Source organism: Bacteroides sp. OM05-12 (assembly GCF_003438995.1).
Classification (GTDB): domain Bacteria; phylum Bacteroidota; class Bacteroidia; order Bacteroidales; family Bacteroidaceae; genus Bacteroides.
Genome location: NZ_QSUN01000015.1, coordinates 21,963 through 46,777, shown reverse-complemented (window position 1 = coordinate 46,777; position 24,815 = coordinate 21,963). Strand labels below are relative to the sequence as shown.

At 43.9% G+C, this 24,815-nt stretch carries 19 protein-coding genes; 8 read left to right on the top strand and 11 right to left on the bottom strand.

Going from position 1 to position 24,815, the window contains the following annotated elements:
- Positions 1–47 precede the first annotated feature (47 nt).
- The 4 genes from gcvP to DXB63_RS11980 are packed head-to-tail and all read right to left on the bottom strand — an operon-like array spanning position 48 to position 5,052.
- Positions 48–2,894, bottom strand: coding sequence for an aminomethyl-transferring glycine dehydrogenase (gene gcvP / locus DXB63_RS11995; RefSeq protein ID WP_122126659.1), 2,847 nt, complete (start codon positions 2,892–2,894; stop codon positions 48–50).
- A gap of 29 nt (positions 2,895–2,923) precedes the next feature.
- Positions 2,924–3,562, bottom strand: a complete 639-nt coding sequence (locus DXB63_RS11990) for an MBL fold metallo-hydrolase (RefSeq protein WP_122126658.1) — start codon at positions 3,560–3,562, stop codon at positions 2,924–2,926.
- 18 nt (positions 3,563–3,580) lie between these two features.
- The gene (gene rsmG, locus DXB63_RS11985) at positions 3,581–4,201 is read right to left on the bottom strand and encodes a 16S rRNA (guanine(527)-N(7))-methyltransferase RsmG (RefSeq protein ID WP_122126657.1); all 621 of its coding nucleotides are present in this window, start codon (positions 4,199–4,201) and stop codon (positions 3,581–3,583) included.
- Positions 4,202–4,203: 2 nt separating this feature from the next.
- Positions 4,204–5,052, bottom strand: coding sequence for an RsiV family protein (locus tag DXB63_RS11980; protein WP_158563676.1), 849 nt, complete (start codon positions 5,050–5,052; stop codon positions 4,204–4,206).
- A 296-nt stretch (positions 5,053–5,348) separates the two neighbouring features.
- Here DXB63_RS11980 and DXB63_RS11975 point away from each other — a divergent pair, with 296 nt between their 5' ends.
- Positions 5,349–7,562 (top strand): heavy metal translocating P-type ATPase, encoded by a 2,214-nt coding sequence (locus DXB63_RS11975; RefSeq protein ID WP_122126694.1) that lies wholly within the window; start codon positions 5,349–5,351, stop codon positions 7,560–7,562.
- A 90-nt stretch (positions 7,563–7,652) separates the two neighbouring features.
- Here DXB63_RS11975 and DXB63_RS11970 read toward each other — a convergent pair whose 3' ends face one another.
- Both DXB63_RS11970 and DXB63_RS11965 read right to left on the bottom strand, forming a co-directional pair.
- Entirely contained in the window at positions 7,653–8,345 is a 693-nt protein-coding gene (locus DXB63_RS11970) for a response regulator transcription factor (protein ID WP_122126655.1), read from the bottom strand.
- A complete protein-coding gene (locus DXB63_RS11965) occupies positions 8,342–9,835 on the bottom strand; it encodes a cell wall metabolism sensor histidine kinase WalK (protein WP_122126654.1) in 1,494 nt (497 codons plus the stop codon). Before DXB63_RS11965 ends, DXB63_RS11970 begins: the two co-directional genes overlap by 4 nt.
- Positions 9,836–9,967: 132 nt before the next feature.
- On the opposite strand from DXB63_RS11965, the gene DXB63_RS11960 reads away from it, so the two are divergent.
- The 6 genes from DXB63_RS11960 to DXB63_RS11935 all read left to right on the top strand — a co-directional run bounded on the left by DXB63_RS11960 (position 9,968) and on the right by DXB63_RS11935 (position 17,919).
- Entirely contained in the window at positions 9,968–12,103 is a 2,136-nt protein-coding gene (locus DXB63_RS11960; RefSeq protein WP_122126653.1) for an outer membrane beta-barrel family protein, read from the top strand.
- 81 nt (positions 12,104–12,184) lie between these two features.
- Positions 12,185–12,679 (top strand): GNAT family N-acetyltransferase, encoded by a 495-nt coding sequence (locus tag DXB63_RS11955; RefSeq protein ID WP_122126652.1) that lies wholly within the window; start codon positions 12,185–12,187, stop codon positions 12,677–12,679.
- A gap of 420 nt (positions 12,680–13,099) precedes the next feature.
- On the top strand, positions 13,100–14,899 hold the full coding sequence (locus DXB63_RS11950; RefSeq protein WP_122126651.1) for a 1-deoxy-D-xylulose-5-phosphate synthase: 1,800 nt from the start codon (positions 13,100–13,102) through the stop codon (positions 14,897–14,899).
- Positions 14,900–14,961: 62 nt separating this feature from the next.
- Positions 14,962–15,522: a flavin reductase family protein gene (locus DXB63_RS11945; RefSeq protein ID WP_122126650.1), complete on the top strand. Its 561-nt coding sequence runs from the start codon at positions 14,962–14,964 to the stop codon at positions 15,520–15,522.
- A gap of 225 nt (positions 15,523–15,747) precedes the next feature.
- Positions 15,748–17,415 carry a formate--tetrahydrofolate ligase gene (locus DXB63_RS11940; protein ID WP_122126649.1) on the top strand — a complete coding sequence of 556 codons (1,668 nt, stop codon included), beginning with the start codon at positions 15,748–15,750 and terminating at the stop codon, positions 17,413–17,415.
- Between the two features lie 6 nt (positions 17,416–17,421).
- Positions 17,422–17,919 (top strand): 3'-5' exonuclease, encoded by a 498-nt coding sequence (locus DXB63_RS11935; protein WP_122126648.1) that lies wholly within the window; start codon positions 17,422–17,424, stop codon positions 17,917–17,919.
- A 258-nt stretch (positions 17,920–18,177) separates the two neighbouring features.
- Here the strand turns inward: DXB63_RS11935 and glyA are convergent, their stop codons facing one another.
- The 5 genes from glyA to pyrB all read right to left on the bottom strand — a co-directional run bounded on the left by glyA (position 18,178) and on the right by pyrB (position 22,295).
- Positions 18,178–19,458, bottom strand: a complete 1,281-nt coding sequence (gene glyA / locus DXB63_RS11930) for a serine hydroxymethyltransferase (protein ID WP_122126647.1) — start codon at positions 19,456–19,458, stop codon at positions 18,178–18,180.
- 102 nt (positions 19,459–19,560) lie between these two features.
- Complete coding sequence (locus DXB63_RS11925) at positions 19,561–20,283, bottom strand: porin family protein (RefSeq protein WP_122126646.1); 723 nt, start codon at positions 20,281–20,283, stop codon at positions 19,561–19,563.
- Position 20,284: 1 nt separating this feature from the next.
- On the bottom strand, positions 20,285–20,851 hold the full coding sequence (locus DXB63_RS11920; RefSeq protein ID WP_122126645.1) for a flavin reductase family protein: 567 nt from the start codon (positions 20,849–20,851) through the stop codon (positions 20,285–20,287).
- Between the two features lie 30 nt (positions 20,852–20,881).
- A complete protein-coding gene (gene pyrI, locus DXB63_RS11915) occupies positions 20,882–21,343 on the bottom strand; it encodes an aspartate carbamoyltransferase regulatory subunit (protein ID WP_122126693.1) in 462 nt (153 codons plus the stop codon).
- 25 nt (positions 21,344–21,368) lie between these two features.
- A complete protein-coding gene (gene pyrB, locus DXB63_RS11910) occupies positions 21,369–22,295 on the bottom strand; it encodes an aspartate carbamoyltransferase (protein WP_122126644.1) in 927 nt (308 codons plus the stop codon).
- 159 nt (positions 22,296–22,454) lie between these two features.
- Here pyrB and DXB63_RS11905 point away from each other — a divergent pair, with 159 nt between their 5' ends.
- Positions 22,455–24,773: a transglycosylase domain-containing protein gene (locus tag DXB63_RS11905; protein WP_178301176.1), complete on the top strand. Its 2,319-nt coding sequence runs from the start codon at positions 22,455–22,457 to the stop codon at positions 24,771–24,773.
- Positions 24,774–24,815: the final 42 nt, after the last annotated feature.

Genomic DNA, 24,815 nt, shown 5'->3' with positions numbered 1-24,815 from the left:
ACAATTCCCCGTCGTTTGGGCGGGGAATCGTTCTATTGTGTTATGCTTTAGAAAGTTCCGTAACGTGTTGTCAACAGTTTACGGTCGCCTAATGTGTTGTCCACACGGGCTACGTTTATCCAGAACTTGTTCTCCCGTACGGATTCTATCGGATAGGCAGCTTTCTCGCGAGAGTAACTGTGTGTCCATTCATTCGCTACAATCTCATATTCAGGATGTGGAGCGTTAACAAGTACGTTATCGTCTTTGTCGGCATTTCCCTCTTTTACTTCTTGTATCTCCTGATAGATTGTGAGCATTACTTCTACGAAATTCTTCAGTTCCCAAAGGCTTTCGCTTTCCGTCGGCTCTATCATCAATGTACCGTGTACCGGGAAAGAAAGAGTAGGAGCATGGTAGCCGTAATCCATCAGACGCTTTGCAATGTCATTCTCGCTGATACCTGTTTCCTCATGTATCTTGCGGCATTCCAGAATCATTTCGTGACCTACATATCCGTTTGCTCCGCGATATACGATGCCGTAAGTATCATTCAGACAAGCTGCCAGATAGTTTGCATTCAGAATAGCGATCTTGGTAGCCTGTGTCAATCCTTCTGTTCCCATCATGCTAATATAGCCGTAGGTGATAGCGAGGATACCCGCGCTGCCGAAAGGTGCTGCTGAAACCGTATTCAGGTTGCTGCCCCATATCGGATGGCTTGGTAAGAAAGGAACGAGATGTTCGGCTACGCATACAGGGCCTACACCCGGACCGCCACCGCCGTGAGGGCTGGCAAATGTCTTATGCAAATTCAAGTGGCAAACGTCGGCTCCGATAAATCCCGGATTGGTAAGCCCTACTTGTGCGTTCATATTGGCTCCATCCATGTAGACTTGTGCTCCACATGCGTGAATGATGTTACATATTTCTACGATCTCCGTTTCAAAGATACCGTGTGTGGACGGATAGGTAATCATCAACGCTGCCAGATTATCTTTATTTTCTTCCGCTTTTGCTTTTAAGTCGGCAAGTTCCACATTACCATGTTCGTCACAGGCACAAGTAATGGTCTCGTATCCGGCTTGTATGGCAGATGCAGGGTTTGTACCGTGTGCGGAAGCCGGGATAAGAATCTTGTTACGATGTCCCTGTCCGATGCTTTCCAGATAAGAACGTATGATGCGAAGACCTGTATATTCACCTGCCGCACCTGAATTCGGTTGTAAAGTAACTCCTGCAAATCCGGTAATGACCTTTAGTTGCTCACTTAGATTATGAATCAATTCGTGATAGCCTTCGGCCTGGTCTTCCGGAACCAAAGGATGGATGCACATCATTCCGGGATTGCTTAACGGGAGCATCTCGGATGCTGCATTCAGCTTCATGGTGCAGGAACCCAACGAAATCATGGAGTGTGCCAATGAGATGTCTTTTCGGTCGAGACGTTTGATATATCGCATCATTTCCGTCTCCGTGTGGTATTTATTGAATACCTCGTGTGTAAGGAACGAACTTGTACGTTTCAGACCCGCCGGGATGCAAGAGCAGTCCGGTAATGTGGTTACTTCCTGATAGTTCTTCTCCGCAGCGATAGCAAAGATGGAAAGCAATATATTGATATCATGCAGATCTGTTGTTTCATCGATGCTCATACCTACTTCTCCATTCTCGAAGTAACGGAGATTCACTTCCTTACTCAAAGCGATGGTACGGATTTGTTGTGGGAAAACGTGTTCCGGCAAGGAGAAACGGAGTGTATCGAAGAAACAGCTGTTTTCTTGTTTATACCCGAGCTTGCTGATTTCCTTGTTAAGGAAACAAGTGATACTATGAATGCGTGAAGCAATGTTTGTCATTCCTTCCGCACCATGATATACGGCGTAGAATCCCGCCATTGTAGCCAGTAAGGCTTGAGCGGTACAGATGTTGGAAGTTGCTTTCTCACGTTTGATATGTTGCTCACGGGTTTGCAGTGCCATACGGTAACACAGCTTTCCGTATTTGTCTTTAGACCATCCGATGATACGTCCCGGAATGTTACGTTTGTATTCGTCACGTGTAGCAAAGTATCCGGCAGAAGGACCGCCGTAGAACATAGGAATACCCAAACGTTGTGTGCTTCCGAATACGATGTCTGCTCCCCATTCTCCCGGAGGAGTGAGCAGTACAAGGCTCATGATGTCCGCATCCACGGCTACTTTACAGTTGGCAGCATGGGCTTTTTCGGTAAATTCGCGATAATCTTCCGCATTTCCGTTTGCATTGGGGTATTGGATGATACATCCGAATACATCGGGAGTGAACTCGAAGTCTTTGTACTTGCCTACTTTCAACTGCATTCCCTGCGGGATGATACGTGTCTGGATAACGGCAAGATTATGGGTGAAGATGCTTTCATCTACGAAGAGCACATTAGCGCCTGATTTCTGCTGGTCGCGTGTGCGCAGGGCGTACATCATGGCAGCAGCTTCGGCAGCGGCGGTTGCTTCGTCCAATAATGAACAGTTGGCGAGCGGCATTGCGGTGAGGTCACTGACTACCGTCTGGAAGTTCATCAACGCCTCCAAGCGTCCTTGTGAAACTTCTGTCTGATAAGGAGTGTAAGAAGTGTACCATACCGGGTTCTCAAATACGTTTCGCTGGATAACAGCCGGAGTAATGGTATCATACCATCCGCATCCTATATAGGATGTGTAGACTTTGTTTTTGGCAGCTATCGCCGATATGTGTTCGGCAAAGGCCCTTTCGGTCATAGGTTCGGGCAAGTTCAACGGCTTTTTCAGACGTATATTTGCCGGAATGGTTTTATCAATTAACTCATCCAAACTCTTGACACCGATTTTTTCCAGCATTTCGGGCAGGTCGCTGTCATTGATTCCGATGTGACGGTAAGACAATAAATCTGTTTTCATGGTTATATAATAATAAGATTGATTATTTGTTATCTGAAGAATGGGTTATCCCGTTTCTCTGCTCCGATACTGGTAGGTGCTCCGTGACCGGGGTAGACCACCGTATCGTCGGGCAATATAAACAGACGGCTGCATATATGCTCCCGCAGTTCGTCGAAGTTACCTCCGGCAAGATCTGCCCGTCCGATGCTTCCCTGAAACAATACGTCACCGGAAAACATACATTTCTCTTCTTTGCAGTAATATACCAAACTGCCGGGAGAGTGTCCGGGCACATGGATTGCTTCCAGATTTGTATTTCCGAAAGTGATAATATCTCCGTCGCATACGTATTTGCCTAATGGGACGGGAGCTTCTTTCAATTCAAATCCGAACATCCGGGATTGTTGCGGTGCACGTTCTAGCCAAAATTCATCGGCTTGATTGGCTTCCGCCTTTACTCCGTACTCTTTCAGCATAAACGGATTGCCAAAGATATGGTCCAGATGGAGGTGGGTACAGAGCAAGCGTGTAACGTGCAGTTCATTACCGGTTATGTAATTCTTCAATGCCTGCTTCTCATCCTCGTAAAAGCATCCTGCATCAATTACTACCGCTTCTTTTGTCTCGTCCGATAATACGTAGCAGTTTACCGGAAACATATTAAATTCAAATCTTTTAATTTTCATAACGCAATCTTCTTGACGTTAAAGTGAAACATATACGACCTTTTTCGTCTCAAAGAACGGTTCTTTGAAATATTGGTTCAGGTCGGATATCATTGTTTTGTTCTTTACGGGCATCGTTTCCCGTTCCAGTTCGCCGCCTTTCAGGCAAATAAGTCCGTTGGGCAAGGCGTTATGCTGTTCTTTTGCTATGTTCTTTTTGATAATGTCGATCAGGTCGGCAAGCGGCATTACGGCCCGGCTCACTACAAAGTCGAATAAAGCCTTCTCCTCTTGTGCGCGGGCATGCCTGAAAGTCGTGTTCTTCAACCCGATGGCATTTGCCACTTCCGTTGCCACACGGACTTTTTTACCGATACTGTCTACTAAATGAAATTTACATTCGGGAAAAAGTATGGCAAGGGGGATACCCGGAAAGCCTCCGCCCGTACCTAAATCCATGATACTGCTTCCGGCACGGAAATTAATGATTTTGGCGATTCCCAGGGAGTGCAGCACATGATGCTCATACAAATTCTCGATATCTTTTCGAGAGATAACGTTTATCTTCGCATTCCAGTCGATATATAAATCATAGAGCGCGGCGAATTGCCGTTTCTGCTCGTCTGTCAGGTTCGGGAAGTATTTTAAGATCAACTCCATCGTTATTTCTTATTCGTATTGACCGGTTGTTCTTTCAGCAAACCTTGTAACACATCGTATGAAAGTGCTATTTCCGTAGCTCCTGTACTGTATGGAGCTATCTCATATACATTATAGAAGAAATAAATGCTATCCTTTCCCAGACGGAAGTTCTCGCTCGGATACATTTCCGTATCTTGCAGATAAGCCTTGTCTTCCAGTTCTTCCAGCGTGGCGCTATCGGTGTCTTTCATCAGTTTCTCCAACAGAAGTTCGCTGACAGCGTTTTTATAATTCGGTTTGAACACATCGTTCAGATGCAGGATGCTTCCGTTTTCGGCATTGAAGTTGATAAAGTTCGTGCTGTATGTGCCGTGAGCGCCTCCGCGATATTCGCTTTCGTTGACGGCATATACCAGATAACGTGAATTTTCACTTAACGGACGCGCTTCAATGGATTGATAATAGGAATACCATCCGCCTACGGACTCTTCGCCGTTACTGTTTTGCAGGTCTTCCCGATAAAGCGCTTGCAAATCTGTGCGGTATTCTTTCACGTAGGTGTTTCTGAAAGAATCGACGGCAGCGGTTGCATCCAACCCGTCATACGCCTTGCCGAAGCAAGTGACGATTAATGCCCGGTTGACGCTATCCATCAATACCTGATTGTCACATTTGACCGGATAGACAAAATCAATCCTCAAATTGCAATTCGGGGAAGTGCTATCGTTGATAAGTGAAGCTGTATTGTCTATCTTGATACTATCAAATTCCATGTTACCATATTGTTTCACTTTTCCGTCGTTACACGAAAAAAAGATGGAACTAATTAGGGTTGCTATGGTTAAGAAACCTATCGTTTGCTTTTTCATAATCATTTTGTTAGTCATACACCTGTTGTATACTCTCATTTGATGTACAAATATAGAATATATTGTGGATTCCTACGAATAATTAGCGCATTAATTCCAATGATAAGAACGATTTAATCGTTCAGCCGAAAACAGCCTTGCGTTTAGGCATGGCGAACCTGTCGTTTGCCCATGCCCATCCTGTCGTTTCAGCATGGTCAAACGAATAAATTATAAGGGTGAACAAAGCTCCTTTCCTGCTTGTTTATTATCTTTGCAAGCAGGACAAAATCATTCATAAAAACAGATTATATATAATGAGTAAGATAGAGAAAAAAATATATCCGGTACTTGGTATGCATTGTGCCGGGTGCGCTAACAATGTGGAACGTACGGTGAAAGGATTGGACGGGGTGGTGAATGGAGCCGTGAACCTTGCAGCCAACAATCTGTCGGTAGAGTTCGACTCCGGAAAGATTACTCCCGAACAGATACACGAGGCGGTGAAGAAAGCCGGATACGACCTGATTGTAGAAGAAGACAATGCCTTGGAACGTCAGGAAGAAGAACAAAAGGAACGTTTCGGGAAATTAAAAATGAAGACAATAGGAGCGTGGCTTTTTTCTGTTCCCGTAGCCGTATTGGGCATGTTCTTCATGCACGTGCCTTATGTGAATTTTATCATGCTGGTACTTTCATTGCCGGTACTGATTTATTTCGGCAATTCCTTTTATGTGAATGCATGGAAACAACTGAAGATAGGACGTAGCAATATGGATACGCTGGTGGCGTTGAGTACCTCCATCGCTTTCCTGTTCAGTCTGTTTAATACGTTTTTCCCGGACTTCTGGTATAACAGGGGGTTGGAACCTCATGTCTATTACGAAGCGGCTACGGTGATTATCGCTTTTGTTCTTTTGGGCAAGCTGATGGAGGAGAAAGCGAAAGGCAATACCTCGTCCGCCATCCGTAAGTTGATGGGATTGCAGCCCAAGACCGCCCGTTTGATAAAAGACGGCAAAGAAGAGGATGTACTGATTACTCTGCTTCAGGCAAATGACTTGATAAGCGTTCGTCCCGGCGAAAAGATTCCGGTAGACGGTACGGTGGTGGACGGAAGTTCGTATGTGGACGAGAGCATGATAACCGGCGAACCGATACCGGTGGAGAAGACGAGCAGTGAGCACGTCCTTGCCGGTACGATCAATCAGAAAGGTTCTTTTACGCTCCGGGTGGAGAAAACGGGTAAAGAGACCGTTCTTGCGCATATTATCCGTATGGTGCAGGAAGCTCAAGGTTCAAAAGCTCCCGTACAGCGTATTGTGGATAAAGTAACTTCTATCTTTGTTCCTACTGTTCTCGGCATTGCCATACTTACGTTTGTGGTATGGATGGTATTGGGAGGAATGGACGATTTCTCCTACGCTATATTGTCCGCCGTGTCCGTATTGGTTATTGCCTGTCCGTGTGCTTTGGGACTTGCCACTCCTACTGCTTTGATGGTGGGTATCGGAAAGGGTGCAAGCAATCATATACTGATAAAGGATGCCGTTGCACTGGAACAGATGTGTAAGGTGAATACGGTGGTTTTTGACAAAACAGGAACGTTGACGGAAGGGCATCCCACCGTTTCCGGTTGGCTGTGGGCACAGGCGGAAGATACGAACTATAAATCCATTCTACTGTCTGCGGAGCAGAAGTCGGAACATCCGTTGGCAGAAGCTATCGTAGAGGCTTTGCAGGCGGAGAATATACAGCCGGCTACGGTAAGTTCATTTGAAAGTATGACCGGAAGAGGTATAAAGGTGGAAGTAGACCACGAGATTTATTGGGTGGGAAGCCATAAGCTGCTGATAACCTTTAATGCGGAAGTAAAAGATGTCTTGGAGGATATGCTGACTCAATATGAAAGGGAAGCCAAAAGTATCGTTTACTTCGGCAAAGGGAATGAACTGCTTGCGGTCATCGCCATTAGCGACCAGTTGAAACCGACATCTTTACCGGCTATCAAACAGTTGAAAGCCAATGGCATCTACGTATGTATGCTCACGGGCGACGGACACGAAACTGCTCAGGCTGTGGCGGGAGAACTGGATATAGACCGTTTTATTTCGGATGCTTTGCCTTCCGATAAAGAAGAGGTAGTGAAGCAATTACAGTCGGAAGGGAGAGTGGTGGCAATGGTAGGTGATGGCATCAATGATTCTCAGGCGTTGGCACGTGCCGATGTCAGTGTGGCTATGGGGCGCGGAACGGATATTGCGATGGATGTGGCTATGGTGACGTTGATGACTTCGGATTTGCTGATGCTTCCGAAAGCATTTAAACTCTCACGCCAGACGGTGAAGTTGATCCGTCAGAACCTTTTCTGGGCGTTTATCTATAATTTGATCGGTATTCCCATTGCGGCAGGTATATTGTTTCCTATCAATGGATTGCTGCTCAACCCGATGCTTGCCAGTGCTGCAATGGCGTTCAGCTCTGTCAGTGTGGTACTGAATTCGTTGAGCCTGAACTGGAGAAAACTATAATCCTGTTGGGAAATTAATAATGAACAATTAATAATGAATAATGTAGGACAGGTGACGTTTCTCTTGTCCTTCATTATTAATTGTTCATTGTCAATTATTAATTATCAATTTATATCCTATTCCCCGTACATTGACAATCCTTATCCGCTCGTCTTGCGATAGTTTGTGCCGCAGTTTGGTGATGAATACATGAAGGCTTCGCGCATTGAAGAAACTGTCGTCTCCCCACAATTCCAACAAAAGATTTTGTGTATTTACCACTTGGTTACGGTTTTCGCACAGTCGTTTCAGTATTTCGGTTTCCCGGTGTGAAAGCTCTTGCTTGCTTCCGGCGAAAGATAATATCTGAGTAATAGGATTCAATGTGTAATTACCTATATTATAACTGTTTTCATATCTCTCTTCAATAAAAGCTTTATTCAGTAATGCCTTGATTCGTATGATAAGCTCCTGTATGCCGAAAGGTTTTTTCAGATAGTCGTTCGCTCCCAATTCGAAGCCCGCTACTACATCATTAATGGCAGAGCGTGCGGTTAGGAATAACACCGGCGTACGTTTGTCTGTCTGGCGGATGCGGCGTACCATTTCGAAGCCATCCATTCGGGGCATCATTACATCTGCCACCAAAACATCGGGATGCAATTCAAAGAAAAGATGTAAACCTTCTTCTCCATCTTTTGCCGTACTGATTTTAAAATCAAGGTTCTCCAGTGTTTCCTTGATAATCATGGCGAGCGTCTGTTCGTCTTCTACGAGTAGTACATGTATCTTTTCGTTGTTCATAGCGGTAGCAGGATTGTAAACGTGGAACCTTGTCCGGTAATACTATTAACTGAAATTCTCCCTTTATGTTGTTCCACCATTGTTTTTACATAGTATAATCCGAGTCCGTAACCCTTTACGGCATGACGGTTGCCGGTAGGTATGCGGTAGAACTTATCAAAAATATGCGCCAGCTTATCGGAAGGTATGCCGTTGCCTTTGTCCGTGACGGATAGGAGGGTATATTCATCGTTTTGTTCGGCACGGATGGATATATGGGCGGAATCATCGGAATACTTCACTCCGTTGTCTATCAGATTGCTGATGATATTATACAAGTGCGTGCGGTCGGCATTCACCGTTAAATCTTCGGGACGGATGTCCGTATGGAATGTGACGGGTTTATCGGCTTTCAGCTTGTGCTGCTCAATAAGTTCGTCCAACAATTCTTTTATATGGATAGACTCTTTATGCAACTTGAAGTTCCGCTTTTGTTCCATACTCATCGAGAGGATTTGTTCGACCAATCCGCCGAGCTGTTTTAATTGTTCCTGTATGACGTACTGGTATTTCCTTCTCTTCTCTTTATCGTTTATCTCAAAATTGAGCATGGCGTCATTGGCTGCATAAGCAACGGCAATCGGAGTTTTCAGCTCATGCGTCATGTTATGGGTGAAGTCTTCTTTCATTTCTTCAAGGGTCTTCTGCCGGAACAGGATATGAATAAGGTATCCGAAGGAGAAGGACAGAATGATAAGAATAAGTAGGGATGTTATCAGGATACCTGTCATCTGCTTGAGTACGAGTATTTCTATCGGTTCCATCCATAGCCTGTGGATAGAGCTTCCATGTATATCGAATATGTAATCAAAATGTATGGCTTTGGGGCCGGGACGGTAAGAAGGAACATTGGTGACGGTTGCTATTAATACGGTATCGTGCAGCAAACTGTCGTTCCGGTACCGGTTGGTGCAATGGAGTATTTCACTGCGGTGCGGAGCTACGATACCTTTGTCGGCAAGAATGGTTGTCAGTAAGCTGTCATATCGTTGTACATTCATATCCGTGAAGTCATCCAGTCCGGAGTGTATGCCCCTTTGGAAATATTGTGAAAGCAGCAATAAATCATTCGTCTTTTTTATTTGCGCACTGAAAGGGTTATCCGCCATGAGCGTTGCTTCTTGTTCGTTTTCCATGGAGTTGCCCACCGAATCCTGTGCCGAAGCATTTGATTTCATATAGATTTGCCCTCCGTTTTCAGCAGCTACCGTGTCATTGACAGCACCGGCACTTGCCTCTATCATCCCGTGCAACTCACTGTAACGGCTGAGTGAGTCTATTCTGAACATCATTTCACTGTAATCGCCCATTTGCATGGATTCATGGATGTCCTTTACCATGCGCTCTTTCATCGTGTGATAAAGTCCCGTAAGCCAATAGGTCTGATACCCGAATACACCTATCAATGATAGAATGACAAGGGTGGCAATAATTTTAATAGGCAATTTCATGCTGACAAAAATAGTAAGAACAGGCTATCATCCTCCTTTTTGATAAGACTAAATAACACTTCGTAAGCAAATGATAACGTGAATATATTTCTATTTTGCCGTATTTTGCGATATACCCTTAAACAAAAGATTATGAAACGTATTATATGGGTGGCTGTATTCTCGCTTTGGTTGGTGCAGCTATTTGCCCAACAGACGGATTCGGTACACGTATTCTTAGACAGTGTTCTGGTGAAACTACCCGAAGTGATGGTAAAAGGAGAGCGTCCGATAGTGAAGGTCGAGGATGGTAAACTGAAATATGACGTTCCGCGTCTGATAAAAGATAAAGCGGTGAATAATGCTTTTGACGCTATAAAAGAGTTGCCGGGAGTGATTTCCCGTAATGAAAACGACTTGTCGCTGATAGGGAGTAGTTCGTTACATATTATCATCAACGGACAGTTGTCTACCATGAGCTACGAACAGTTACTTTCTTTGCTGAAATCCATACCTGCGTCGATGGTAGCAAAAGCGGAGGTTATGTATAGTGCTCCACCACAGTATAATGTGAGGGGAGCATTGATTAATATCCTCTTGGAGGAACAAATGGAGGATACTTTGCAGGGAGAAGTGGCGGCTGCTTATTCTCAAACCCGTTACGGGAGCACGATGCTGCGCGGTAATTTACTTTATGTCACATCCAGATTCTCTCTGGATGCTCTCTACTCTAACAACTGGACGCAGTGGCGGACGGGAGAAGACTTGCTGTCACTTCACACCTATAATGACGTATTGAACCGGATAACTCAGGTGGATAGGGGGAAGGGTAAACAACTGGCACATAATGTCCGCATAGGCACAGGATATACTTTTAAGAGTAAGGATAAACTGAATCTCACTTATACGGCTCAGTTGGACGATGCAACAAGCCGGCGTCATTCGGAAACAGACTTTGCGTTGCGGGATGAAGTTGCCTATGAGAAAGTCTATACGGATAATACTGTGGAAGGACCTTCGGGACTGCATAATCTGAGGTTGGAGTATAATTCTCATTTCGGTTTGGTGGCCGGTGCGGATTATACTTATTATAAGGATAACTCGGATCAGGATTTAGCCAATCGCTCCGGTGAGGAATTGAAGAAAACTATTCTATCCGCTTCGGAGCAACGTATCCATAAAGGAATGGTTTACGTAAACCAGACACATACGTTGCCCGACGATTGGGGATTGACTTACGGAGTAAATGTTTCCTTCTCCCGCAACAACAGTTTTTCCGATACTTGGCAGGATGATAATTTTGATGAGGCTTCATCCTTTAGAAGTATTCAGAATGAACGGACAGTGAATGCCTTTGCCGGATTTACAAAGACCTTTGCGCAGAAACTATCGGTACAGGCCTCTATTGCTGCCGAATATTATAAAACGACGGAAGAATCCGGGGGCAGGACAAGTACGTTGTGGGATAATGTCGCATGGTTTCCGAATGTCAATATAAGCTATGTCATTTCGCCGACGCATATTTTGCAACTGTCTTTGTCGAGCGATAAGAAGTATCCGTCGTATTGGGAGATAAATCCGGTGACCAACTATCTCAATGCCTATTCGGTAATGAAAGGTAATCCGTACCTGAAACCTTCGCGCTCTTATGAGTTCCAATGTAGCTATATCTTTAAACAAAAGTATGTATTGACTGCTTTTGTCAATCATACATCCGATCATTTCGTACAACTCCAATGGCAGTCGGATGAAAGTTTGAACGGTATATTCCAACCGGTTAACTTTGATTTCTCACGTATAATGGGAGCTGCCTTGGTCGTTCCGTTTAAAATAGGTGAGATATTAAACTCACAATTGACACTGCAAAGTTTTCAGAAACGAGAAAGAGCGTCTGATTTCCATCATCTGTCTTTCGACCGTAAACGTTTCTTCGGATTTGCCATGTTGAGTAATACCGTGAAACTATCTTCATCTCCGGATTTAAAGTTGGATATATCCGGCTATTATGCAACTTCCAGTATACAGGGTATTTATGATTTAAGTGATTCTTATCAGGTATCGGCCGGATTGAAATGGACCTTTGCAAAGGAAAAAGCGCAGTTGATGCTTCGTTGCGATGATATCTTTAACAGTACGATTCCCGAGACTACGGTCAATTATGCAGGGCAGCATAGCCGTATGAATGTATTGAGCGATCGACGCACCGTTTCCCTCTCATTCGTTTATAAATTCGGAGGCTTTAAGGAGTCGAAAAAGAGTGATGTGGATACGTCAAGGTTCGGAAGATAGCGTTAATTGTTGCTTATAATATGAGCGTCTGAAACTTTTATTTATACCTTTGCGTTTCGGAGATATAAATAAGGAGAAGAGATGATTCGTAAAGCAATACCGGAAGATTTACCATTGATACTCAACATCATTCTTGATGTAAAACGATTGATGACGGAGGGAGGTAACACCCAATGGGATTCTGATTATCCGGGAGAAAGGGAATATAGTAAGGATATCGAACTGGGTGAACTCTGGCTGGAAGAATTGGATGGATTTATATCCGGCTTTATGGCTATCAACAGTTCTTTATCGAAAGAATACAATGACGTAGAGTGGATGACCGAATTGCCGGCAAATGGCATCCATCGTCTTGCTGTAAATCCTGCTTTTCGTGGGAAAGGAGTAGCGAAAAGGTTATTTACATTTGCCGAAGAGCTATCAAGGCTACAAGGTATGAAAAGTATTCGCTTGGATACGTTCTCTCTTAATAAAGCTGCGCAACGGTTGTTTGTGAATAACGGCTATACGTTTGTGGGCAATATCTTCATGAAAGGCCGTACGATTCCTTATCTTTGTTTTGAAAAGAGTTTGTAAATCGCCCAAGGGAGCGTTGTCTTACACTCAAGGGGGCGTTGACCAACGCTCAAGGGAGCGATAGCTCACATCTACCGGAGCGTAAGACATCACTCCCTTAGACGTTTTTCAGATTGTATCTTGCCGCACCATGCACGACAAACCAATACGGAAATCTTGTACGGCACTATAAAAACTTTTCTTTATAGCCCACTTTCCCAATGTGCCGATAACTTGATAGGCCATGACTACAGCTTTTATCTCAATGGGGTGATGCCGTTGGCAAGGGTGGCGTCCAGCATACGGCGGTATAGTACACAATCCGTAAAAAAGGTAGGAATACCCGTAATATGGATACTCCCGCAAGGTAAGTTTATCCGTACATTTGCAACTGGAATCCTAAGCAATGATTCGTGTTATAATATTAAAGACCATTAGAATATGTATTTAGAGACAATTAACTCTCCTTCGGATGTAAAGCAATTGTCCATGAAGGAACTCAATGTATTAAGCGGAGAAATCCGTGAAACCCTGCTAAAGAAGCTAAGTGCCCACGGCGGTCACTTCGGCCCTAACTTCGGCATGGTGGAAGCCACTATCGCCCTGCACTATGTGTTCAACTCTCCGACAGACAAAATTGTGTTCGACGTATCCCACCAATGTTACGTGCACAAGATGCTGACCGGACGGAAAGAAGCCTTCCTCAACGCCGACCGCTACGATGAAGTATCAGGCTACACCGAACCGAATGAGAGCGAGCACGATTTCTTCACCATCGGTCACACCTCCACCTCCGTCAGCCTGGCAAGTGGTTTGGCAAAGGGCCGCGACCTGCAAGGCGGCACCGGAAACGTCATCGCCGTGATAGGTGACGGTTCTTTGAGTGGTGGCGAAGCCTTTGAAGGATTGGACTATGCAGCCGAACTGGACAGTAACTTCATCATCATTGTCAACGACAACCAAATGTCTATCGCCGAAAACCACGGCGGACTCTATCGCAACCTGCAAGCCCTGCGCGAAAGCAATGGAACGTGTGAATGCAACTTCTTCCGGGCCATGGGGCTGGACTATGTTTATGTGGCAGATGGCAACGATGTGGAAGCCCTGATAAAAGCCTTTGAGACCGTGAAAGACAGTCGCCACCCCGTAGTGGTGCATATCAATACATTAAAAGGAAAGGGTTATGCTCCGGCAGAACAGCATAAAGAGGCATGGCATTATTGCAGTCCTTTCGACCCTGCAGCTGTATTAGAGGAGCTAGCGAAGGAAGAGTCCGGAGTGCCGCAGGTCATACCGACCGATGTGCCGGAAGACTATGCCGACCTGACCGCCGAATATCTCCTCTGCAAGATGAAAGAGGATTCGCGCGTTGTGGGAATCACTTCAGGTACACCGACTGTTATGGGATTCACTCCGGAACGTCGTGCACGTGCCGGAAAGCAATTCGTCGATGTAGGCATTGCCGAAGAGCACGCCGTAGCCTTAGCATCGGGAATCGCTGCAGCCGGTGGCAAGCCTGTCTATGGAGTTTATAGTACCTTTATACAGCGCAGTTACGATCAACTGTCACAAGACCTCTGCATCAATAATAACCCGGCGGTGATATTGGTATTCTGGGGCTCATTAACAGCCATGAACGATGTCACTCATACCTGTTTCTTCGATATTCCGTTGATAAGCAACATTCCGAACATGGTCTATCTCGCTCCGACGAATAAGGAAGAGTATTTTGCCATGCTGGAGTGGAGCCTTCGCCAAAACGAACACCCCGTAGCTATCCGCGTCCCTGCCAATGATGTAATCGCAAGCGAGGAAACGGTTGATGCGGACTATAGCCAATTGAACCGTTATAAGGTATCTCATCGCGGTTCGAAAGTAGCGATTTTGGGGTTAGGCTCTTTCTTTCAATTAGGGCAATCGGTCCGGAAACTCTTGAAAGAAAAGGCAAATGTCGATGCCACTCTCATCAATCCCCGATACATTACCGGAGTAGATGAAGAACTGCTGGATAGCCTGAAAGCCGACCACCGATTGGTAGTCACGCTGGAAGACGGCGTATTGGACGGCGGTTTCGGTGAGATGATAACCCGTTACTATGGAGCAACCGACATGAAAGTACTGAACTATGGCGCAAAGAAAGAGTTTGAAGATCGGTTCGATGTGGCGGAGTTCCTGCGTAAAAATCACTTGACAGATATTCAAATAGCAGAAGACATTATTGGAATAATACAACAAGTCTGAATTTAAATTGTTATTTTTGTAACCAACCATATGTTGTAACATAGAAATAAGGAACTAGCATTATGAGAAAGAATTTTGGAGCAAAACCGTGGACTTATCCACAACCCGTGTTCATCGTAGCTACCTACGACGAGCAGGGAACCCCCGATGCCATGAATGCTGCATGGGGAGGTATCGACCTGGACGACCAAATTAATATGTGCCTGAGTGCCGGTCACAAGACTGTGAAAAATCTGCTTATTACCAAAGCGTTTACTGTAAGCATGGCTACCGTAGAGCAAATGGTAGCCTGCGATTATGTAGGCATTGTTTCCGGCAATCGGGAACCGGACAAGTTTGTCAAAGCGGGCTTTCATGCCACAAAGTCCGAATTTGTGAATGCGCCGCTCATTGACGAACTGCCGATGGCCGTCGAGTGTGAACTCATATCGTATGACCCCGAAACGTGTCATCTCGTAGGTCGTATCGTTAATGTTTCGGCAGATGAAAGTATTCTGGACGAGAAAGGAAAAATAGACCCATCCAAGCTGCGTCCCATCATCTTCGACCCGGTACACAACGATTATCTTGTAATCGGTGAGAAAGTAGGCAATGCATTTAAGGATGGAGTGGCATTAAAGTAGAAGTATAAGGCAAAAAGGAATAAGTTGGCAGGGGGGATGTATCATTACTCAATTGGAATTTCTTTTTGCCTTATAATATGATTGATCTTTCTTCAATAATAGTTTGACTTTGATTCACTCTCACTTCTTTACGGCCTAAATGCAAGAGTGTGCATAAATAATTATAAAGGGCGAACCATTCTTCGTCTTTTATTGTTAGTTTTGTAACCTTTAAAATGTACTATTATGAAGACAGATATTGAAATAGCACGTAGCATAGAGCTGCATAAAATAAAGAAAGTAGCAACAGAAGCCGGTATCCCGGTAGAAGCCATTGAGAATTATGGCAGGTACATTGCTAAAGTCCCTGAATATTTAATCGATGAGGAGCGGGTTAAAAAAAGTAACCTGATATTGGTGACTGCCATTACTCCTACAAAAGCCGGTATAGGGAAGACAACCGTGTCTATCGGTTTAACGTTGGGGCTGAATAAGATCGGTAAGAAAGCGATTGTAGCATTGCGTGAACCTTCGTTGGGACCTTGTTTTGGAATGAAAGGAGGCGCTGCCGGTGGTGGATATGCCCAGGTATTGCCGATGGAAAATATAAATCTGCATTTTACAGGTGATTTCCATGCCATTACTTCCGCTCATAATATGATAACTGCCTTGTTGGATAATTATTTGTACCAGCATCAGTCCGAAGGTTTCGGTCTGAAAGAAATTCTTTGGAAGAGGGTGCTCGATGTAAATGACCGTTCATTGCGCAATATAGTAGTCGGTTTGGGTGGAAAGGCTAACGGGATAACCCATGAGGCAGGTTTTGATATTACACCTGCATCTGAAATCATGGCGATACTTTGCTTGTCAAAAGATTTAAAAGACCTTCGCCGCCGTATTGAAAATATCCTTTTAGGTTTTACTTATGACGACAAACCTTTTACGGTAAAAGATTTGGGAGTGGCAGGTGCTATAACCGTTTTGTTGAAAGAAGCTATTCATCCGAACTTGGTGCAGACGACGGAGCATACGGCAGCCTTCGTTCATGGTGGGCCGTTTGCCAATATTGCCCATGGCTGTAATTCTGTGTTAGCTACTAAGATGGCAATGACTTTTGGTGATTATGTCATTACAGAAGCCGGATTCGGTGCTGATTTAGGAGCTGAAAAGTTCTTTAATATTAAATGCCGTAAAGCCGGTTTGCAGCCTAAGCTGACTGTGATAGTCGCTACCTCCCAAGGATTGAAAATGCACGGAGGCGTGAACGTAGACCAACTCAAGGAACCGAATAGCGAGGGATTGTGCAAAGGGTTAAAGAACTTGGATAAACACATACAAAACCTTCGTTCTTTCCATCAGAATATAGTGGTGGCTTTTAACCGTTATAGTACGGATACGGAAGACGAAATCAATCAAATACGTGAATATTGTGATTGGGCGGGAATTGGTTTTGCCATTAATGATGCTTACTCACAAGGTGGCGAAGGAGCAGTCGATTTGGCAAATCTCGTTGTAGAGACAATAGAAAAGAAGCCTTCCGGTACTTTGAAACTTACTTATGCGGATGGGGATGCAATTCCGGTTAAGATAGAGAAGGTCGCTAAAAGTATTTACGGAGCTAAGATGGTAACTTATTCCAGTCAGGCTCAAAAGATGCTGAAGTTAATTGATAGACTGGGTATCAGTGAATATCCCGTTTGTATCGCCAAAACGCAGTATTCATTCTCGGCAGACCCGAAAGCCTATGGAGTGGCAAAGGATTTTGAACTCCATATCAAGGATGTAGTGATTAATAACGGAGCGGAAATGATTGTGGCGATAGCAGGGGATATCATGCGTATGCCGGGATTGCCTAAAGTTCCTCAGGCTGAGATGATAGATATTGTGAATGGCTATGTTGAGGGATTGAGCTAACGGAGGATGAACGAGTTTGCTGCTATTGATTTTGAGACGGCCAACCAGTATCGGACGAGTGTCTGTAGTGTCGGGATTGTCGTGGTAAGGGAAGGAGAGATTATAGATAAGTTTTATAGTTTGATTCGTCCCGAACCGGAATTTTATGCTTATTGGTGCACTAAGGTGCATGGCTTAACCAAAGAAGACACAATGGATGCTCCGATATTTCCTGAGGTGTGGAAAGAGATAGCTCCGCGCATAGAAGGGATGCCGCTTATCGCTCATAATAAAGCATTTGATGAAAGTTGTTTGAAAGCTGTCTTTCGTATGTATCAGATGGATTATCCGGATTATGAATTTTACTGTACGCTTCAGGCTTCACGAAGAAAATTAAAGCAGTTGCCGAATCATCAGTTGCATACGGTGGCGGCCTATTGCGGTTATGATTTGACGAACCATCACCATGCGTTGGCAGATGCGGAAGCCTGTGCTTGGATTGCCAAAGCGTTGATCTGTGAGTAAATTTAAGTTTACCCGATATTGATGTATTTTTCAAACATACGGTCGATTGAGAATAAACGTACGGTCCTTTGTTTACAAACTCCTATCGTTTGCAAACAAAGGACCGTATGCTGAAAAGCAGGTGTTATCTGCCAACAAGAAGATGACGTACCCTTCCCGGTAATTATCGGGTAACTCTGATTAAAAAAGAATCGCCCCTGTTGCAAGAAGTAACAGGGGCGAATTTATTAAAGCGAGGCTTATACAGCCTTTACTATATTAATAAGCAAAGATCGGATATTTCTCCATTGTCTTATTGACACGTGCACGAACAGAAGCGATTACTTCTTCGTTATCCACGTTAGAGAGCACAGTTTCAATCATTTCTGCTATTTCGAGCATCAAATCTTCTTTTGCACCTCGTGTAGTGATAGCCGGAGTACCCAAACGGATACCGGAAGTTTGGAATGCAGAACGTGTGTCAAACGGTACCATATTCTTATTTACCGTAATATCTGCAGATACTAATGCTTTCTCAGCTACTTTACCTGTCAGTTCCGGATATTTCTCTCTCAGGTCTACCAGCATAGAGTGGTTGTCTGTACCGCCGGATACGATTGTGAAACCTCTGTCGACAAGAGCTTGTGCCAATACGGCTGCGTTCTTTTTAACCTGTTTCTGGTATTCCTTATATTCCGGTTGCAGGCATTCTCCGAAAGCAACAGCCTTTGAAGCAATGACGTGTTCCAACGGACCGCCTTGGATACCCGGGAATACAGCGGAATCAAGTAATTGAGACATCATCTTGATTTCACCTTTCGGTGTTTTCTTTCCCCATGGATTTGGGAAATCTTTACCCATCATGATAACACCACCACGAGGACCACGAAGTGTCTTGTGAGTTGTTGATGTTACGATATGAGCATATTTTACAGGGTTATCCAACAATCCTGCTGCGATCAATCCTGCCGGATGAGCCATATCTACCATAAGAATAGCACCGATCTTATCAGCGATTTCACGCATACGTTTGTAGTCCCATTCGCGAGAGTAAGCTGAACCTCCACCGATAATCATTTTCGGCTTTTCACGAAGTGCGATTTCCTCCATTTGGTCGTAATCCACACGTCCGGTTTCTTTATTCAGGTTATATTCGCATGGCGTATAGATAATACCCGATGTATTTACCAATGAACCATGAGACAAGTGGCCTCCATGTGCAAGGTTCAATCCCATAAATTTATCTCCCGGATTTAAAACGGCAAGGAATACTGCAGCGTTAGCTTGTGCTCCAGAGTGTGGTTGAACATTGGCCCATTCCGCACCGAATATTTGTTTTAAACGGTCGATGGCTATTTGCTCACTTTGGTCTACAACTTCACAACCGCCATAATAACGTTTACCGGGATATCCCTCTGCATACTTGTTGGTTAAGCAAGAACCCATGGCCTGCATTACTTGGTCGCTTACAAAGTTTTCTGATGCTATCAACTCAATGCCTTTGAGCTGACGTTGATGCTCTTTTTCGATAATGTCGAAAATTAAATCGTCTCTTTTCATTCTAATGATAGATAATAAGTAGGTTTATTCGAGATTTTTATTATGTGGACAAATTTAAATAAAATATGGACATTCCACAATGAAACGGTGAAAATGTTTTATTTAAAAGATAAAACCCAGAGAGAAGCTCAGAATATTGTTTCTTCGATTGAAAATGATGTTGGATTTTTCTTCTTCGCCCTCTTGATTAATATTCTCATAAGTCACGCTCTTCGAGATATTATAAAGTCCTATATCGTATCTAAAGTCAAAGATTATACGGGAAATCCTGACACCGACACCAAGAATGGCACTGATATTTATCGGGTATAAATCTTCTTCGATACCTTGTTGGTCAAAGTTATTGAACCGCAATTTAGATTTCTGTTGCCAAACGTATTTTATATTCGGACCGACAAAGAAATGCATTTCATACGGGCCGGATTTGATGAAGTTATATCCGTATAGAATAGGAAGTTCTACCATTCGTATTGTAGAACTGATGTTTGCATAATCGGGTTCTATATCCGGATGCTGCGAACCCTTCTTGTCGAATTGAATGTCGCTTTTACTGATGGTGTAGTTTATTTCCGGTTGGATGAAGTGTCGTCTCATATTTATTCTCATGAATATGGAACCGAAATATCCTACTCTGTAATTGTTTTGTATTTCATGGATCGTGACGTCTTTTATCTTGAACTTATCTACAAAATACATGGATGAGTTGAATCCTCCTTTTATACCGACATTTACATGAAAGTTTTTCTCTTTATTCACTGGATCATTCTGTGAATAAGAAGATAGGCAAACAAATAAATAGATTAAGAGGAGTAGACTTTTTCTCATATTATTTCTTTTTCTCGACAGACCAGCCGAATTTACCGATCTTATTTCCTAAATCATAATATCCTCCGTGCAGATATACCAAAGGATGCGTTTCTGCCAGTTCCAGTTTCCCGGTTGCTGCATTCAGGTACTTGTCGTCTGCCTTCACATTGACTACATCGGCAATAAACATATCATGTGAACCTAATGAAATGATTTCTTTCACCCGGCATTCGATGCATAAAGGAGACTCTTCAATAATAGGAGCATTTATGACGGTGGATTTGCCGGGAGTGAGTTTCATCTCTTCGAATTTGTTATGGTCTTTGCCGGAACGCACACCACACCAGTCTGTGGCAAACGCCATATCTTTAGTTGTCAGGTTAATGACAAACTCCATATTCTTTTTCAGGATGGAATAAGAATGGCGTTCCGGTCGCACGGATATATAACACATCGGCGGATTGGTACAGATAGTACCCGTCCACGCTACTGTTATGATATTATATTCGCTTTCATTACTTCCGCAGCTTACCAATACGGCAGGCAACGGATAAATCATTGTTCCCGGTTTCCAATCCTGTTTCATTCTTATACTGGTTTAATCAGAGTTTATCGTTTAGATAATGGTAATATCTTCTTTCTTTTGTTCCTTTTCGCAATAATGGCATTTGATAATGCAATTCTCCTTATCTATCACGTGGAAAAGGGTAGCCATTGGTTCGTTGTTGGTAATACATTTCGGATTGGCACACTTCACAATACCTTTTAAGTCTTCCGGCATTTGTACCTCTTTCTTTTCCACTACCTCGTAATCGCGGATAATATTTAGTTTTACGTGTGGAGCAACGACGGATATCCGGTTTATTTCCTCATCGTCAAAGTATTTATCCGCTATCTTGATAATACCCTTTTTACCCAACTTCTTACTCTTCAAGTTAAATCCGATCGTGATATTGGAATCCATCTTTTCCAATCCCAATAAAGAGACGACGGTAAATAACTTCTCACTTGGTATATGGTCTATTACAGTTCCGTTCTTTAATGCGGCAACCTGTAATTCTTGTTTGTTTTCGCTCATAATCTTCCTATATAATAATGTATACTTATTTAATATCGTCCAGTGTAATGCCCAGCGCATCGCAGATGATGGCTTGGCGGGCAAAGAGTCCGTTGTGGGCTTGTTCAAAATAATAAGCCTTCGGATTGTCGTCTACGTCATAAGCTATCTCGTTTACACGAGGCAACGGATGAAGTATCCGGAGGTTGGGACGGGTATGTTCAAGCATTTTATTCTTTAAGATATATACATTCTTCACACGCTCGTATTCCATTAAATCGGTGAAACGTTCGCGCTGTACACGGGTCATATACAAAATATCAGCTTCCGCTATCGTCTCTTCGGTAAAGTCGGTGTGTTCTACATACTTTATATTATGTTCTTTACAGTATAACTTGTATTCTTCCGGCATCTTCAGCTCTTCGGGCGCAATGAAATGGAATGTCGGATTGAAATGACGCATCGCCATCAGCAAAGAGTGTACTGTACGTCCGTATTTCAAGTCGCCTACAAGATAGATGTTCAGATTCTCCAATGTGCCTTGTGTCTTTTGAATAGAATAGAGATCGAGCATCGTTTGCGACGGATGTTGGTTGGCACCGTCTCCTGCATTTATAATAGGTATAGGAGCAATTTCGCTGGCATAACGTGCCGCACCTTCCAGATAATGGCGCATGACGATGATGTCCGCATAGTTGCTCACCATCATAATCGTATCTTTTAATGTCTCTCCTTTAGAAGAGCTTGTGACTTTTGGATCTGTGAATCCGATGACACGGGCACCCAGTCGGTTGGCTGCTGTCTCAAAGCTCAGGCGGGTACGTGTAGACGGTTCAAAAAAGAGGGTTGCAACTATTTTACCGTCCAATATTTTACGGTTTGGATTCTGTTCGAACTGCTTTGCCATCTCCAAAAGATAGAGAATCCGTTCTTTGGAATGATCGGCAATGGTAACTAAACTTCTGTTTTCCATATCCTTAATTGTTTATCTGTGTACAATCTAATACGGAGCGTAAAGGTATGAAAAAAAGATTAAATAGACACGATTCGACATAGATTTAGTTGAACTTTGTTATAAACCGCTTTTAATTAAAAGATTTGTTATACTTTTGCACGATAAATAATTCTATTTGTGATGAAAAAGATTATATATATTCTCTGGGGATTACTTGCTATTATCATTTTGGGAGCAGCTTTCGTATTTACTGCTATCGCGAAAGGTTGGATCGGTTATATGCCTCCGGTAGAGGAACTGGAGAATCCTACTTATAAATTCGCCACTGAGATTATTTCTTCGGATGGTAAGATGCTCGGTACATGGTCGTTGAGCAAAGAAAACCGTGTATATGTGGGATATCAGGATTTGTCGCCCAATCTGGTACACGCTTTAATTGCTACGGAGGACGCACGTTTTGCAGAGCACTCCGGTATTGATGCAAAAGCCTTATTCCGTGCTATCGTAAAGCGCGGGCTGTTGATGCAGAAAAATGCAGGTGGTGGTAGCACTATCTCCCAACAGCTTTCCAAACAGTTATATTCTCCAAGTGCGGATAACGTGCTCGAACGTTTGCTGCAAAAGCCTATTGAATGGGTGATTGCCGTTCGTTTGGAGCGTTATTATACAAAAGAGGAAATCCTGACGATGTACTTGAATAAGTTTGATTTCCTGAATAATGCCGTAGGTATTAAGACTGCTGCAAATACTTATTTCTCAAGAGAGCCGAAAGACTTGAAGATTGAGGAGGCCGCTACGCTGATAGGTATGTGTAAGAATCCGTCGTTATACAATCCTGTACGTCATAATGAGCGTACGCGGGGGCGTCGTAATGTTGTTTTGGAACAGATGCGTAAAGGCGGATACATAACCGAAGCGGAATGTGACTCCCTGAAGCAGCTGCCTTTGACCTTGCGTTATCGACGGGTTGACCATAAAGAAGGATTGGCAACTTATTTCCGTGAATATCTGCGTGGTGTGATGACTGCCAAAGAACCGAAGAGGAGCGACTATCGTGGCTGGCAGATGCAAAAATACTATGAAGATTCTCTGGCATGGCAGAATAATCCGCTTTATGGATGGTGTGCAAAGAATAAGAAGAAAGACGGGACAAATTATAACATCTATACGGATGGTTTGAAGATTTACACCAGTATTGACTCCCGCATGCAGCGTTATGCGGAAGAAGCTGTACGCCAGCATCTGGGTGAATACTTGCAGCCTCGCTTCTTTAAAGAGAAACAAGGACGTAAGAAAGCCCCTTATACCAATATGCTGACTCAGGAACAGGTGGACGATATTCTTCAAAGAGCTGTTCGGCAGACAGATCGCTACCGTACCATGAAAGCGGCCGGTCATTCCGAAGAAGAGATTCAGAAAGCATTCAATAAGAAAGAAGAAATGTCTGTCTTTACGTGGGAAGGAGAGAAAGATACGATTATGACGCCACTTGACTCTATCCGCTATTACAAACATTTCCTTCGTACCGGATTTATGTCTATGGACCCGATAACCGGAGAGGTAAAAGCTTATGTGGGTGGTCCGGATTATCGTTATTTCCAATATGATATGGCGATGGTAGGACGCCGTCAGGTGGGGTCTACCGTTAAACCTTATGTATATACTCTTGCGATGGAAAACGGTTTTTCTCCTTGTGATGAAACCCGGCATATAGAGCAGACGTTGATGGATGAGAATGGTATTCCCTGGTCGCCTCGTAATGCCAACAAGAAACGTTACGGTGAGATGGTGACTTTAAAGTGGGGACTTGCCAATTCGGATAACTGGATTACAGCCTATCTTATGAGCAAATTGAATCCGTATGCTTTGGTCAGATTGATTCACTCTTTCGGTGTACTCAACCGTGATATTCAACCCACCGTATCTCTTTGTCTCGGTCCGTGTGAGATATCAGTGGGAGAGATGGTCAGTGCTTATACGGCTTTTGCGAATAGGGGAATACGTACCGCACCGGTATTTGTGACCCGCATCGAAGACAGTGAAGGCAATGTGCTTGCCAACTTCTCGCCGCAGGTGGAGGAGGTGATCAGTGAGGAAAGTGCTTATAAGATGTTGGTCATGTTGCGTGCCGTTGTTAACGAAGGTACTGCCGGACGCGTCCGTCGCTTGGGTGTGAAAGCGGATATGGGCGGTAAGACCGGAACAACGAACCGTAATTCCGACGGATGGTTTATGGGCTTCACACCGTCTTTGGTTTCCGGATGTTGGGTAGGCGGTGAAGAACGCGACATTCATTTTGACGGAATGGCCGACGGGCAGGGTGCAAGCATGGCACTTCCTATTTGGGCTATTTATATGAATAAGGTGTTGGCTGATAAGTCGCTGGGTTATTCGGAAACGGAAACCTTTTCGTTCCCTGATAAATTCGATCCTTGCAAAGATTCGCTAAGCTCTCAAATGGAGGAGTCGGAGGGGATTGATGCAATCTTTGAGTAGGTTCTCTTTAAAGCATTTGGGCGGATGATATAAACTTGCGGT